This window comes from Streptomyces sp. NPDC060035 (genome assembly GCF_042736635.1).
In the GTDB taxonomy this organism is placed as follows: domain Bacteria; phylum Actinomycetota; class Actinomycetes; order Streptomycetales; family Streptomycetaceae; genus Streptomyces.
Map to the genome: position 1 here is coordinate 17,211 of NZ_JBHWVO010000040.1, position 13,184 is coordinate 30,394.

The 13,184-nt window shown below is 71.2% G+C and carries 12 protein-coding genes, 1 pseudogene and 1 riboswitch; of the genes and pseudogenes, 6 read left to right on the forward strand and 7 right to left on the reverse strand.

The window, feature by feature from the left end; all coding sequences use genetic code 11:
- Positions 1 to 256 precede the first annotated feature (256 nt).
- Positions 257 to 417, forward strand: a riboswitch (cyclic di-AMP (ydaO/yuaA leader).
- Positions 416 to 1,567, forward strand: a complete 1,152-nt coding sequence (locus ACFWBQ_RS35360; protein WP_385507098.1) for an NlpC/P60 family protein — start codon at positions 416 to 418, stop codon at positions 1,565 to 1,567. It overlaps the preceding riboswitch by 2 nt.
- 97 nt (positions 1,568 to 1,664) lie before the next feature.
- Here ACFWBQ_RS35360 and ACFWBQ_RS35365 read toward each other — a convergent pair whose 3' ends face one another.
- Positions 1,665 to 2,018, reverse strand: coding sequence for a hypothetical protein (locus tag ACFWBQ_RS35365; protein ID WP_385507099.1), 354 nt, complete (start codon positions 2,016 to 2,018; stop codon positions 1,665 to 1,667).
- Between the two features lie 353 nt (positions 2,019 to 2,371).
- Between ACFWBQ_RS35365 and ACFWBQ_RS35370 the strand changes: the two genes are divergently transcribed.
- A complete protein-coding gene (locus tag ACFWBQ_RS35370; RefSeq protein WP_385507102.1) occupies positions 2,372 to 3,442 on the forward strand; it encodes an NlpC/P60 family protein in 1,071 nt (356 codons plus the stop codon).
- A 47-nt stretch (positions 3,443 to 3,489) separates the two neighbouring features.
- Positions 3,490 to 4,251 (forward strand): GNAT family N-acetyltransferase, encoded by a 762-nt coding sequence (locus tag ACFWBQ_RS35375; RefSeq protein WP_385507150.1) that lies wholly within the window; start codon positions 3,490 to 3,492, stop codon positions 4,249 to 4,251.
- Between the two features lies 1 nt (position 4,252).
- Here the strand turns inward: ACFWBQ_RS35375 and ACFWBQ_RS35380 are convergent, their stop codons facing one another.
- Together ACFWBQ_RS35380 and ACFWBQ_RS35385 are read right to left on the reverse strand one after the other, a co-directional pair.
- Positions 4,253 to 4,948, reverse strand: a complete 696-nt coding sequence (locus ACFWBQ_RS35380; RefSeq protein WP_385023028.1) for a LuxR C-terminal-related transcriptional regulator — start codon at positions 4,946 to 4,948, stop codon at positions 4,253 to 4,255.
- Entirely contained in the window at positions 4,945 to 6,237 is a 1,293-nt protein-coding gene (locus ACFWBQ_RS35385; RefSeq protein ID WP_385507105.1) for a PspC domain-containing protein, read from the reverse strand. Before ACFWBQ_RS35385 ends, ACFWBQ_RS35380 begins: the two co-directional genes overlap by 4 nt.
- A 185-nt stretch (positions 6,238 to 6,422) precedes the next feature.
- Between ACFWBQ_RS35385 and ACFWBQ_RS35390 the strand changes: the two genes are divergently transcribed.
- Both ACFWBQ_RS35390 and ACFWBQ_RS35395 read left to right on the forward strand, forming a co-directional pair.
- The gene (locus tag ACFWBQ_RS35390; RefSeq protein WP_385507108.1) at positions 6,423 to 7,760 is read left to right on the forward strand and encodes a PspC domain-containing protein; all 1,338 of its coding nucleotides are present in this window, start codon (positions 6,423 to 6,425) and stop codon (positions 7,758 to 7,760) included.
- Complete coding sequence (locus tag ACFWBQ_RS35395; RefSeq protein ID WP_385507110.1) at positions 7,747 to 8,010, forward strand: hypothetical protein; 264 nt, start codon at positions 7,747 to 7,749, stop codon at positions 8,008 to 8,010. Before ACFWBQ_RS35390 ends, ACFWBQ_RS35395 begins: the two co-directional genes overlap by 14 nt.
- On the opposite strand, the gene ACFWBQ_RS35400 is transcribed toward ACFWBQ_RS35395, so the two are convergent.
- The 4 genes and pseudogenes from ACFWBQ_RS35400 to guaA all read right to left on the reverse strand — a co-directional run bounded on the left by ACFWBQ_RS35400 (position 7,917) and on the right by guaA (position 12,383).
- Positions 7,917 to 8,426, reverse strand: a complete 510-nt coding sequence (locus ACFWBQ_RS35400) for a DoxX family protein (protein ID WP_385507112.1) — start codon at positions 8,424 to 8,426, stop codon at positions 7,917 to 7,919. The two genes, ACFWBQ_RS35395 and ACFWBQ_RS35400, sit on opposite strands and share 94 nt — an antisense overlap.
- A gap of 76 nt (positions 8,427 to 8,502) precedes the next feature.
- On the reverse strand, positions 8,503 to 9,771 hold the full coding sequence (locus ACFWBQ_RS35405; RefSeq protein WP_385507114.1) for a hypothetical protein: 1,269 nt from the start codon (positions 9,769 to 9,771) through the stop codon (positions 8,503 to 8,505).
- A gap of 129 nt (positions 9,772 to 9,900) precedes the next feature.
- Positions 9,901 to 10,655 (reverse strand): annotated as a pseudogene (locus ACFWBQ_RS35410) (SAM-dependent methyltransferase).
- Between the two features lie 141 nt (positions 10,656 to 10,796).
- Positions 10,797 to 12,383, reverse strand: coding sequence for a glutamine-hydrolyzing GMP synthase (guaA, locus tag ACFWBQ_RS35415; protein WP_385507117.1), 1,587 nt, complete (start codon positions 12,381 to 12,383; stop codon positions 10,797 to 10,799).
- Positions 12,384 to 12,697: 314 nt separating this feature from the next.
- On the opposite strand from guaA, the gene ACFWBQ_RS35420 reads away from it, so the two are divergent.
- On the forward strand, positions 12,698 to 13,000 hold the full coding sequence (locus ACFWBQ_RS35420; protein WP_385507119.1) for a chorismate mutase: 303 nt from the start codon (positions 12,698 to 12,700) through the stop codon (positions 12,998 to 13,000).
- Positions 13,001 to 13,184 lie beyond the last annotated feature (184 nt).

The following is a 13,184-nucleotide window of genomic DNA, read 5'->3' on the forward strand; positions in this document are numbered from 1 at the left end:
GCCTGACGAGTCTAGGCCGCCGCACCGACACCCCGGGGCCGCATTCCGCACGAGGACCCGATCCGTGCGCGCACGGAGACGGATCACCCACGGTGCGTAGGAATTCGGCGGCTCTTCCCGCCGCGGGACCGGGTAATCCAGAAAGGTCACGAAAATGTATCGGGCATATCGAACATCAACCTTCACAGGGACACCACGGGTTGGCTAGCGTGCTCCGACGGGTGACCCGTACCCCCTTGAGGCGAACCACGCCGCGCGGGCACCCCCGCCGAATCCGTCACTCCCGAGCGGGAGTCCGGAACCGGGGACCCACACGCAGCACCGGGGTGAATCGGTCCGTCCCGCTGGACCGTAGGGCAGCCTTCCGTTCCGCCCGAACCCGACAGCTAACCCGGTAGGCGGTCCACGGAAGGAGATGCCGGCCTTGGCGTCGCATCGCAAGCCGCGCACCCGTATGCGCACCACCACCCCTGCCGTCGGGCTCACGACGGCGGCGCTCGCCTCCGTCACCCTGCTCTCCACACAGAGCGCGACGGCCGCCCCGGCAGCGCCCAAGCCCAGCATCGAGGAAGTGCAGAAGAAGGTCGACAACCTCTACCGGCAGGCGGGAACAGCGACCCAGCAGTACAACATGGCGAAAACCGCCTCCACCCAGCAGCGCTCCAAGGTCGACGCGCTCCTCGAGGCTGCGGCCAAGCGCGCCGACAAGCTGAACGAGACGCGCCGGGAACTCGGCAACTACGCGGCCGCGCAGTACCGCAGCGGTGCGATCGCCCCCACCGCGACGTTCTTCCTCGCCGACGACCCGCAGTCCTACTTCGACCAGGACCAGCTGATGGCGCGGATGACCAGCCAGCAGCAGAAGGCGGTCGCCGACTTCCGTACGCAGCAGAGCGAGGCGGCGACCAAGCGGGTCGAGGCGACGAAGAGCCTGCAGACGCTGACCGAGTCGCAGACCACGCTGCGCACCAGCAAGCAGCAGGTACAGAGCAAGCTCGCCGAGGCACGCACGCTGCTGTCGGAGCTGACCGCCGAGGAGAAGGCGCGGCTCGCGGAGCTGGAACGCAAGAAGGAGGCGGAGGCCGAGCGCAAGGCGGAGGAGCTCGCGCGCCAGCAGGCCGCCGCCGCGAAGGCGGAGGCCGACCGGGCGGCCGAGGAGGAGGCCTCGCAGGGGGAGGCGGACACCGGAACCGGCACCGGCTCCGACAGCAGTTACGCGTCGAAGGCGGACAAGGTGCTGGCCTTCGCGCGGGACCAGATCGGCAAGCCGTACGTCTGGGGTGCGACGGGCCCGTCCTCGTACGACTGCTCCGGGCTGACGCAGGCCGCGTGGAAGGCGGCGGGCGTCGACCTGCCCCGCACGACCTGGGACCAGGTCGAGGTCGGCACCCGGGTGGCCACGGCGGACCTGAAGCCGGGGGACCTGGTCTTCTTCTACGACGACATCAGTCACGTCGGCATCTACAAGGGCGACGGGATGATGATCCACGCGCCGAAGCCGGGTGCGAACGTGCGCGAGGAATCGATCTACTACATGCCGATCTACGGCAGCGTTCGCCCCGCGTAGAAGCACCACAGACGCACGAGCGCACGGAAGCAGAGACACACAGACGCACGGGATGCCTACGGGCCCGGTAGGCACCGGGCCCGGAAGGCAGCCGGGCTCAGGTCCAGAGTGTGGCGATGAAGATATTGGCGACCGTCAGCCCGCCGACCGCCGCGAACGCACCCTTGGCGACCTTCTCCTCGTCCCGCTTCACATAGACGAGCGCCAGGATCACGACCAGGATCAGCAGTTTGATACCGATCTTGACGTTGTTCACCGGCTGGTCGTCGGCCTGGTTGAGCCCGACCAGGGCAACACCCGTGACGAGCATCGTCAGTGCACCGTGCAGCATGGCGGGCCCGAAGCGCGCGGTGCCGTCTCCCATGGCCTTCATCTGGGTGAGGAATCCGCCCAGCAGAGAGGCGATCCCGATGATGTGCAGGGCCACGAAGACATTGATGAGTACGTCCATGGCCGCAGCGTAGCCGCGGCCATACCACCGCTCGTCGGCCAGGTACTACTTCCGTACGAGTTGACGCTCGACCTGCGCGAATTGCCCGACAACAGCTGATTCTTCCGGTCACTTGCGGAGATCGAAACGTCACATTGAGGCAATAGCTGTCATTCCGACTCTTCCTCATGCCCCGGGTTTAGCGTCCCTCCCAGGTGACCGACTCTTCACCGCCGCCCCGTACCGGGCGGCACCCCGGTCGCCCCGCCAGGTTCCGGCGGCGGGCCACTCCCCCCTGTGGTGGCCCGGCGCCGGTACCGGCGGGCCCGCCGGTACCCCCCGACGGGCAGTCGAACGGAAGGACCCACGCCCCCGTGGCCGCCCAGCGCAAAGCCGCTCACCGCAAGCCCAAGCAGCGCCCGTTCACCGGACCTGCTGCCCGCACCGCAGCCGCTCTGGCCTTCGCCGGGGCGGCTACCGCGACCGCCTTCGAGGGCGCCGCCCAGGCCGAGCCCCAACTCACCCCGGCCCAGGTCAAGTCCAAGGTCGACCGGCTGTACCACGACGCCGAGGTGGCCACCGAGAAGTACAACGGCGCGAAGGAGAAGGCGACCGCCACCGCCAAGTCCCTGGACGCCCTGCGCGACGAGGCCGCCCGCAGGACGGAGCGCCTCAACGCCTCGCGCAACGCCCTCGGATCGTTCGCCGCCGCGCAGTACCGCAGCGGCGGTCTCGACCCCGCCGTCCAGCTGGCGCTCTCCTCCGACCCCGACCAGTACCTGGAGCGCGCCTCCTACCTGGACCGGGCCGGGGACCGGCAGGCCGGTGCGGTCAACGGCGTCCGCAGGCAGGTCACCGAGGTCGCCCAACTGCGCGCCCGGGCCAAGGAGGAGCTCGCCGCGCTCGCGGACCGCCAGGCCGACCTGAAGAGGCACCGGAGCGCGGTCCGCGCCAAGCTGGCCGACGCCCGCGCACTCCTGGCCACCCTCACCGCCGCCCAGCGCGCCGACTACGAGCGCTCCGCCGACGCCCAGCACGGCGGCACCGCCTTCCGCGCCGACCGCAGCACCCCGCGCGGCTCCGTCAGCGCCCCCAACGCCCGCGCGGCACAGGCCGTCGGCTTCGCGTACGAGGCACTCGGCAAGCCGTACGTCTGGGGCGCCACCGGCCCCTCCTCCTTCGACTGCTCCGGCCTCACCCAGGCCGCCTGGCGCGCCGCAGGCGTCTCCCTGCCCCGCACCACGTACACGCAGATCAACGCGGGCCGTCGCGTCTCCCGCTCGGAACTGGCCCCGGGAGACCTGGTCTTCTTCTACTCCGGCGTCACACACGTCGGGCTGTACATCGGCGGCGGACAGATGATCCACGCCCCGCGCCCCGGCGCGCCGGTCCGCATCGCACCGATCAGCGAAATGCCTTTCGCGGGAGCAACCCGGGTGGCATAGGCTCCGCGCCGACCGGCCCAGCGAGAGAGAGAAGGCTCCCCGTGCCGATGGACACCGATGTCCAGAACTACGCGCGCACGCTCACCCTCCGCTCCCCCGACCACTACCGGGTGGGCCCGTTCACCGTGCGCCACAACCCGGGCTGGGAGCTGAAGTACGCCAACTACGCCATCCCCGACCACGGTGCCGAACCCACCGCCGGGGACGTCGACGACCTCGTCGCGGCATTCCGCGAGCGGGACCGGCTGCCGCGCCTGGAGTACCTGCCCTCCTGGGCCCCCGCCGTCGAACCGGCCCTGCTGGCCGCCGGCTTCACCGTGGAGAACCACGCCCCTGTGCTGGCCTGCACCCCTGCCGGTTTCCTTCCGCCGAAGCCGGTGGACGGGCTCCACACAGCCGAACCCGTCACCGACGATGAGTTCACCGCGGCCGCCGCCGTCCAGCACACGGGCTTCGGCGGCGAAGGCGGCCCCGACGAGGGCGAGATCGCCTGGCTGCGCAACGCGGTGGCCGGCCAGGGCGTCGCGGCGCTGGCCCTGCTCGGCGCCGAGCCCGCCGGAGCGGGCGGTTGCTCGATCCCCGTCGACGGCATCAGCGAACTGGCCGGCCTCGCTGTGGCCGACCCCTTCCGCCGCCGAGGTATCGGCGCCGCGCTCTCCGCCTGGCTGACCTCGAAGGCCTTCGAGCGCGGCTGCTCCACCGTCTGGCTGGAGCCGGGAAGCCCCGAGGTCGAGCGGATCTACGCAGGCATCGGCTACCGCAGGATCGGCGAGAAGATCAACATCTCGCTCGAAACGGAAGGCCGCTGACTCAGACCAGCCGCCGCGCCGTCGCCCACCGGGTCAGCTCGTGCCGGTTGGACAGCTGGAGCTTCCGCAGCACCGCCGAGACATGCGACTCGACCGTCTTCACCGAGATGAACAGCTGCTTGGCGATCTCCTTGTACGCGTACCCGCGTGCGATCAGCCGGAGCACCTCGCGCTCGCGCTGCGTCAGCCGGTCCAGGTCCTCGTCCACCGGCGGTGCGTCCGTGGAGGCGAAGGCGTCGAGGACGAAGCCGGCCAGCCGCGGGGAGAACACCGCGTCGCCGTCCTGTACCCGGAAGACCGAGTCGACCAGGTCGCTGCCGGTGATGGTCTTGGTGACATAGCCGCGGGCGCCGCCGCGGATGACTCCGATGACGTCCTCGGCGGCGTCCGAGACCGACAGTGCCAGGAAGCGCACCGGGTTCTCCACGGCACCCATCATCGGTGCGCAGCGCCGCAGCACCTCGACCCCGCCGCCGCCCGGAAGGTGGACGTCCAGGAGGACGACCTCGGGGCGGGTCGCGGTGATCACGGTGACTGCCTGGTCGACGTCCGCGGCCTCGCCGACGACCTCGACCCCGGTCTCCTCGGTGCGGCCGATCTCGGCCTGGACCCCGGTACGGAACATCCGGTGGTCGTCGACGAGCACGACCCGTACCCGGCGCTCCGGGCCCCCGGTCGCTTCGGTGTTCTCGGTCATTGACTCGCCCTTTCCATCTCCAGCTCGACTTCCGTGCCCCCGCCGGGCACCGAACGCAGTCGCGCCGTACCGCCGTTGCGCTGCATCCGGCCGATGATTGATTCTCGTACGCCCATCCTGTCGCCCGGGACGGAATCCAGGTCGAACCCCGGTCCCCGGTCCCGTACGGAGACGAAGACCGTGCGGCCCTCGACCTCCGCGAAAACCTGGACGGCGCCGCCCTCGCCACCGTACTTGGCGGCGTTGACCATTGCCTCGCGTGCGGCCTGCATCTGCGCCGCCAGCTTCTCGTCGAGCGGGCAGTCACCGACGACGACGACCTCCAGCGGGACGCCGTGCTTGTCCTCCACTTCGGCGGCGGCACGCTTGACCGCCTCGGCGAGCGTCCCGGGTTCGTCGTCCTCGTCCTTGCCGGTGCCTTCCGGGTTGTACAGCCAGTTGCGCAGCTCGCGTTCCTGGGCGCGGGCGAGTCTGCGGACCTCACTGCCGTCGTCCGCGTTGCGCTGGATCAGGGTGAGCGTGTGCAGAACCGAGTCGTGAACGTGGGCCGCGACCTCGGCACGTTCCTGGGCCCGGATGCGCATCAGCCGTTCCTCGGAGAGGTCCTGGGTCATCCGCACGAGATAGGGGCCGGCGAGCAGCGCGATGCCGGTCAGTACGGCTATGGCGGCGGTCAGCACATTGCCGAGCTGGGCCGCCGAGCCGCGGACCACCATGAAGACGGCGAGGCCGAGGCCGACCAGGGCGACGCCCGCCAGCCCCCGGGCCAGGTGCAGCACACGGCGGCGGCGGCCGACCTCGATCCAGCGGGCCCGCCGCGCGTTGTCGGCCTGGCGCCACACCAGGACGGAGCCCGCGCCGATCAGGAGCGTCGGCCAGATGTAGCGGTCGGCCTTGCTGCCCATGTCGACGTTGCCGACGAAGATCACGGCACCGACCAGCAGCGCGACGAGGGCGAAGACCTGGCCCTTGTCGGGCTTGCGGAGTCTGCGCCGCCCGTCCGGGGCCGTCTCGAACAGGGAACGCGTCTCGACGCCGCCGACGCCGCCGACGCCGAGCGGGACGACGATCCAGAACACGGCATAGAGCAGGGCTCCGAGACCGTCCGCGAAGAACAGCCCGAGGAAGACGAACCTGACCCAGGCGACGGGCAGTCCCAGATGGCCGGCGAGCCCGCGCGCGACGCCGCCGAGCAGCCGTCCGTCGGCGCTGCGGTACAGCTTGCGCAGCGGCGGCTCCTCCGGGTCCAGGGTGTGGGAGCTTGCGGCTCGGGTCGTGGCGGCTGGCATGGACCGATGGTCACACGGTCCGGCGTGCTGTGGCATCAGGGTCGGCCCCGGACGCAACCCTGATGCGTGTTCCCGCTCCCGCCCCTGCTCCCGGAGCGCCCTGAGGGGTGTCCGGGAGCAATATCAGGGATCGGCCAGGGTCGTCGCGGGTCCCACGAGGGCGTACGGACCGTCACCATGGAGCCATGACCGTTCCCCAGGACGCCGCCCCCGGCGTCGCGCCACCACCGGAGCCGAAACCGCAGCTGCGGCGCAGCCCGCGGCAGAAAGTGGTGGCCGGGGTGTGCGGCGGGCTCGGCCGGTACTGCGACGTGGACCCGGTGATCTTCCGGATCGTGCTCGGTGTCCTCGCCGTGACCGGCGGCATCGGGCTCATCTTCTACGGCTTCGCCTGGCTGCTGCTCCCCCTGGAGGGCGAGGAGGAGAACGAGGCGCGCAGACTGCTGTCGGGCCGGGTCGAGGGTGCGTCGCTCATCGCGCTGCTGCTCGCGCTGGTGGGCTGCGGGCTGCTCCTGTCGATGCTGCACAACGGCGGGATGCTGGCGTTCGCCGCGATGCTGTCGCTGGCCGTCATCGGCTTCTCCGTCTGGACACAGCACCGCAGGACGGCGGTGCCGGAGGACCCGCCGGGCAAGGCGGCGGCGCAGGCGCCGGGAGGCGCGCCACACGCCACCGGGCACGGGGCACCGCCCGAGGTGAAGGCGCCGCCGACGCCGGGCAGCCCGTCGTGGTGGCGGGATCCGATCATCAAGGACGGCACCTCGGGTCCGGTCGGACCCGGCTATCTGTGGGGTCCCGCGGACGCGGTGCTCGACCCTGCTGACCGCGGCAGGCGCAGGGCGACCGCGGATGCTCCCTACCGCGCCCCCTACCGTCCGCCGGGGACTCGGGGCCCGCAGTCGATCGGCGGTCTCGTCTTCCTGCTGGCGCTGGTCGCGGGCGGTCTGGGCACGGGGCTGAGCTGGGGGACCCAGCCGCTGGGGACGAGCCTGCAGTTCGGACTCTCCGCCGCGCTCGCGGTGTTCGGTCTCGGTCTGCTGGTCGCTTCGGTCCTCGGCAGGACCGGGTTCGGCACGATCATGCTGGCGATGGTCACAGCAGGTCTGCTGGCGGGTGCGGCTGCCCTCCCCAAGGACATCAGCACCGAGTGGGTCCGCAAGCAGTGGCGTCCGGCCTCGGTCGCGGCGGTCCAGCCGCGGTACGAGCTCGGCACCGGGGTCGCGCGGCTCGACCTGTCCCGGGTCACCGTCCCCGAGGGCGACGTCCTGCGCACCGGCATAGAGGTCGGGGCGGGCCGTGCGCTCGTGGTCGTACCGAAGGGAATGACGGTGAAGCTGCACGCAGAAGCGGGCCTCGGGGACATCCAGTTGCCTACCGGCTTCCGCGAGGACGTGGATGTCGCCCCGAGCCGGCGAACGAGGCAGACCCTCGAACCGGTCAAGGGCAGCAAGCCGGCCGGCACCGTGGAGCTGAGCATGGAAGTCGGCATCGGACAGCTGGAGGTCACCCGTGCTGCGTCATGAGATCCGGCCCGGACGCGCGGTCGCGGGCGTCGTCATGCTCGCCCTGGCCGGCGGTTACGCGGCGGACGCGGCGGGGGCGTGGGCGGTCCCGTGGGTGTTCTTCTTCCCGGTGTTCTTCGGGGGCCTGTGGCTGGCCGCGACCGTGACGTGGGTGAGTTACCGGTTGCGCCGCCGCCGGGACGTGAGGAAGGCGTCGGCGGAGAATTCGGCCGCTCCCGCGAGCAGCAGCGGCAGCCAGGCCATGAGGTAGATCAGGTCGTTGCCGTAGTAGTACGGCTCGGTCTGCCAGCTCACGGTGAGCCACAGGCTCAGCGAGATCAGCGCACCGCCGAGAGCCGCGAGCCGGGCCCACAGCCCCACGAGGGTGCCGAGGCCGACGGCGAGCTCGCCGAACGCGATGGCGTATCCGAAGCCTTCGGGACTCTTCAGCGCCAGGTCGACGAGGGCCGGGATCGCGGAGGTGTCGCGCACCCCCTCCATCAGCTGGCCGATGGAACCGTCACCGCTCGCCGCCATGAAGGCGCTGTCGGTCAGTTTGTCGAGCCCCGCGTAGATGAAGGTGACTCCGAGGAAGATCCGCAGGGGCAGCAGCGCGTACTGCCTCGCCCGCTCCCGCAGACTCCTCGGCTCGTTCAGACCGTATGAACCGCCGCCGTAGCCATGCATGCCCGCTCCGCCTTCCGTTGGCCCGTCAACCAGACCATACGTACGCCGTGAACGCGCTGCTCACCAGGGTTGTGACTCAGTCCGTGACATCGATCGGGCAGGCGTTGGTCTCCACACCCGCCGCGGTGACGACCTGGACGTCCACGACGCCCGGTTCGACCTCCACCGGGACCGGCACGGTGAGCACCGTGTCGGCCGGGTTGGCGAAGCCTCCGGCGACCGGAATCAGCGGCACGTGGACATGCACCCGGCCGATCCTGACGACCACGCGCGCGAGCCGGTCCGGGCTCCCCGCCCCGGGCGGCACGAAGCCCGCTCCGCGGATCTCGATGTCGTCGCCGGTACGGATCGGAGCGTCCAGGTCTCCGGCTTCCCGGGCCCGCACGACCGACAGAATGACCGGGCGGCCGCCCTCCGCGTACTTCCCGGAGAAGTACGTCGCCGCCGAGACGCCCACCAGGATCGCCAGGCCCCACGGCAGGTCGGGCAATTGCTCCGGGCGGCGCGCGAGGCGGACCGCGGCGAAGAGTACGGCGACGGCGCTGACGAGCACGTACTGCACGTCGGTGAAGCTGCCGCGCCCGGAGTCGTCGGTGAGCAGGTCGGCGGCCCGCGGCCGGTCGGCGCGCAGCTTCTGCAGCCGCTGCCCCAGGACGCGTACGGTCACCACCCGGCGTACGAGAACGGCGACGGCACACACCAGCGCGAGCACGGTCAGCACTCCGGCGGAGCGCACCAGGTCCAGTCCCTCGATCAGCTCGTCCCGGTCGCCGTGGTCGGATGCGCCGGCCAGCTGGAGGGCGAGGACGAGCACCGCGAAGACGGCGAGCAGCACCCAGGAGGCGGCGACGGTGCGCGAGGTGGAGAGCCGGTTGTCCTCGCCGATCAGCGGGGCGAGCAGGCCGCCGCGGGACCGGTGGAGGCGGGCGGCGGCGGTCAGCAGGCCCGCGGTGAGGAGTCCGGCGACCAGACCCGCGGTGCGGGCGGTGGACCAGCCTGCTCCGACGGCGGTGACGGCCTCGCCGACGATGAGCAGCGCGACGCCGCCCCAGACGGTGACCAGGGTGCGCTGCCAGACCACATGGAGCCAGGCGTCACCGGCCTCGCGGCTGCGTTCGGCGACCGTCCGGGCGGACTCGGTCAGCTCGTCCGATACCCACTGCCGGGATGCCGACGCGGACTGCGCGACCCCGGCGGGCAGGCCCTCGCCGGCCGCCAGCTCGTCACGTTTGGCGAGGAAGGCCGCCACCGCGCGCCGGTGTCCTTCGCGTGCTCCGTGCGGGCAGCCGCCGCACGTACAGCCACCGCCGTGCGTGCTGCTCGCCCTCGCCTCGTCCAATGCCACGGAGAACGCCGCCCTTCCCTGCATCGGTACAAGCAACTCGCTTGTGATTTCTGCGAATTGTGCCGTACAGGACGGGCCCGTCCCGCATCGGGGCGGGCTGCGCGTACATGTCGTCCACATGTACGAATGTCAGGAGCTGAGTACAAGGTACGCAAGGCCGAGCGTTCCGCGGTATCCCCGTAGTAGCCGGTACGGCGGGCGTCGACGGCCGCGGTCACCTCGGCGTGCAGCGGATGTCCGGGATTGGCCAGCGCCCACCGCTCGCCCTGTCCGATATTGGCGGCGGACTCGAAGAGGTCCCATTCACGCTGATCGGCGACGGTCACCTGGAGCGGCCGCAGACCGACGGCCTCCGCCTGCCGGACCAGGCCGAGGAGCGAGCCGAAGTCACCCGGCTCGGCACCCAGCCCCTCCAGTGCGGCCGCCGAGGGCTCCCGTTCCCAGAACCCGTCCCCGAACAGCACCCGCCCGCCGGGCCGCACGGCGGCCCGCAGCGCCTTGAGCGTCTCGGGGGTGCCGCCGGGCCAGGCGTGCGAGGAACCGATGCAGACGGCCAGGTCGTAACCGTCCCCCGGAAATTCGGCCGCCGACACCTCATGGAACCGCACCCGGCCGGTGAGCCCCCGCTCCCCTGCCAGCCGCTGTCCGCGCGCCATGGCATCCGGGTCGGTCTCGACCCCGTCGCCGGTGGCGCCGGGCGCCGCCGCCACGAGACGCATCAGCAACTCGCCCCAGCCACTGCCGAAATCCGCGATCCTCGCCCCCGGGACGGGTGCGCAGGCGGCGATCAGCCGGGCGGCGTGCTCTTCGGACAGCGGAGTGTTCCAGGTGAGGTGGTCGTTTCCCGGGGCGGACATGAGGGCGCGGACTTCGTCGGCAGACATAGGGGCGGATCCTGCCACGGCCTCGGCGGACCCGGCCACCGGTTTCCGGTCGGGAAGGCCGGGAAAGCGGCGACGCCGCCACCCCGGGGGGGGCGGCGGCGCCGGCACGGGTCCGGACGATCCGGGTGGATCGTGGTGGGACTACTCCCACTCGATGGTCCCCGGCGGCTTGCTCGTCACGTCGAGGACGACTCGGTTGACGTCGGCGACCTCGTTGGTGATGCGGGTGGAGATCTTCGCCAGCGTCTCGTACGGCAGACGCGACCAGTCGGCCGTCATGGCGTCCTCGGAGGACACCGGGCGCAGCACGATCGGGTGGCCGTAGGTGCGGCCGTCACCCTGGACGCCGACGCTGCGGACGTCCGCGAGGAGGACCACCGGGCACTGCCAGATGTCGCGGTCCAGTCCGGCCGCGGTCAGCTCCTCGCGGGCGATGGCATCGGCCTCGCGGAGCAGGTCGAGCCGGTCCTTGGTGACGTCGCCGACGATACGGATACCGAGGCCGGGGCCCGGGAACGGCTGGCGCTGGACGATCTCCTCCGGCAGGCCGAGCTCCTGGCCCACCATCCGGACCTCGTCCTTGAACAGCTGGCGCAGCGGCTCGACGAGCTGGAACTCGATGTCGTCGGGGAGGCCGCCCACGTTGTGGTGGGACTTGATGTTGGCGGTGCCGGTGCCGCCGCCGGACTCGACGACGTCCGGGTAGAGGGTGCCCTGGACGAGGAAGGCGACCTCGGGGCCGTCCTCCTGGAGAATCTCCAGCTGGGCCTGCTCGAAGACGCGGATGAACTCGCGGCCGATGATCTTCCGCTTCTGCTCCGGGTCGGACACACCGGCCAGGGCGTCGAGGAAGCGCTTCTCCGCGTCGACGACCTTCAGTTTCGCGCCGGTCGCGGCGACGAAGTCCTTCTCGACCTGCTCGGTCTCGCCCTTGCGCATCAGGCCGTGGTCGACGTACACGCAGGTGAGCTGCGAGCCGATGGCCTTCTGCACGAGGGCCGCGGCGACCGCGGAGTCCACGCCACCGGAGAGGCCGCAGATGGCACGCTTGTCGCCGACCTGCTCGCGGATCAGGGCGATCTGCTCCTCGACGACGTTGGTGGTCGTCCAGGTCGGCTCGATGCCCGCGCCCCGGTAGAGGAAGTGCTCCAGGACCTGCTGGCCGAAGGTCGAGTGCATGACCTCCGGGTGGTACTGGACGCCGTACAGCTTCTTCTCGTCGTTCTCGAAGGCGGCGACCGGTACGACGTCCGTGGACGCGGTGACGGTGAAGCCCTCGGGGGCGGCGGAGCAGGCGTCGCCGTGCGACATCCACACCGACTGCTCCGTGGGCGTGCCCTCGAAGAGGGTGGAGCCGGCCTTGGAGACGGCGAGCTGGGTACGGCCGTACTCGCGGGCGCCGTTGTCGTCGACCGTGCCGCCGAGCGTGGTGGCCATCAACTGGAAGCCGTAGCACATGCCGAAGACCGGGACCCCGGCCTCGAACAGCGCACGGTCGAGGCTGGGCGCGCCCTCCGCGTACACCGACGACGGACCGCCGGACAGGATGATCGCGCGGGGGTTCTTGGCCAGCATCTCGGCCACGGGCATCGTGGACGGGACGATCTCGCTGTAGACCCGGGCCTCACGGACGCGGCGGGCGATGAGCTGGGCGTACTGGGCGCCGAAGTCGACAACCAGAACCACGTCGGTGGTGGTGTCGGGGGCGGCGGGGGGCGCTGCTGGCACGGGGCGGCCTTCCGGCGGTGGAGAGGGGTCGGTCCTCCCAATTCTACCGGCCGTGGGACCGCGCCCTGCCGGGCTCCCGTCTCACCATCCGGGCCCGGCGTGGACCCGGCCCGCGGACGGGGTCCATACTTGTCCCCATGCGTCAGCACACGATCTTCGTCTTTACCTATGGCACCCGGCCCGCCGGCTGCCATGGTCGTGCTGCTTGAGCAACTGACAAGCAACGTTCCAGGCGCCCCGGGCCGACAGGCCCGGGGCGTTCTGGCGTTCCGGGCCTGTCGCTCCGGGGGGCCGTACCCCACCAGGAGTCACGGATGAACAGCACCGCTCCCACGAAGACCGCCGCCGAGCGGACCGGCGCGCACACCGACGAGGCCGCCGCCCTGATCGGTGGCGCCCGGGCCCGCATCGACAACCTGGACGACCGGATCATCGGCCTCGTCCAGGAACGGATGGCCGTCTCGGCGGTCATCCAGGAGGCCCGGATCACCTCCGGGGGCCGCCGGGTGAACCTCTCCCGCGAGATGGACGTCCTCAGCCACTACAGCGACGCACTGGGCAGGCCGGGGACGGCGCTCGCCATGACGCTGCTGGAGCTGTGCCGGGGCCGGGTGTGAGGCCCGGGAAGGCTGTACGGCCGTATCTGCGTTCGGGCCCGGTCTCACCCGTACGGCGCGTGACCGGCCGCTGTGCCGCCTCGTTGGTCTGTATGTCCGTGCCAGCCAGGGGCGGCAGCGGTAGGAAACCACGCGTGGCTCCGTCGGGGTGTGTGACGTACTGCAGGTACGTCGTGGGACCGCA

What these genes read in the sequence shown, in the direction of transcription:
- ACFWBQ_RS35390 (WP_385507108.1), top strand. Translation starts at nt 6,423, where the DNA reads ATGACCGTTCCCCAGGACGCCGCCCCCGGCGTCGCGCCACCACCGGAG.
- ACFWBQ_RS35365 (WP_385507099.1), bottom strand. Translation starts at nt 2,018, where the DNA reads ATGGACGTACTCATCAATGTCTTCGTGGCCCTGCACATCATCGGGATC.
- ACFWBQ_RS35420 (WP_385507119.1), top strand. Translation starts at nt 12,698, where the DNA reads ATGAACAGCACCGCTCCCACGAAGACCGCCGCCGAGCGGACCGGCGCG.
- ACFWBQ_RS35375 (WP_385507150.1), top strand. Translation starts at nt 3,490, where the DNA reads ATGGACACCGATGTCCAGAACTACGCGCGCACGCTCACCCTCCGCTCC.
- ACFWBQ_RS35400 (WP_385507112.1), bottom strand. Translation starts at nt 8,426, where the DNA reads ATGCATGGCTACGGCGGCGGTTCATACGGTCTGAACGAGCCGAGGAGT.
- ACFWBQ_RS35360 (WP_385507098.1), top strand. Translation starts at nt 416, where the DNA reads ATGCCGGCCTTGGCGTCGCATCGCAAGCCGCGCACCCGTATGCGCACC.
- ACFWBQ_RS35380 (WP_385023028.1), bottom strand. Translation starts at nt 4,948, where the DNA reads ATGACCGAGAACACCGAAGCGACCGGGGGCCCGGAGCGCCGGGTACGG.
- ACFWBQ_RS35385 (WP_385507105.1), bottom strand. Translation starts at nt 6,237, where the DNA reads ATGCCAGCCGCCACGACCCGAGCCGCAAGCTCCCACACCCTGGACCCG.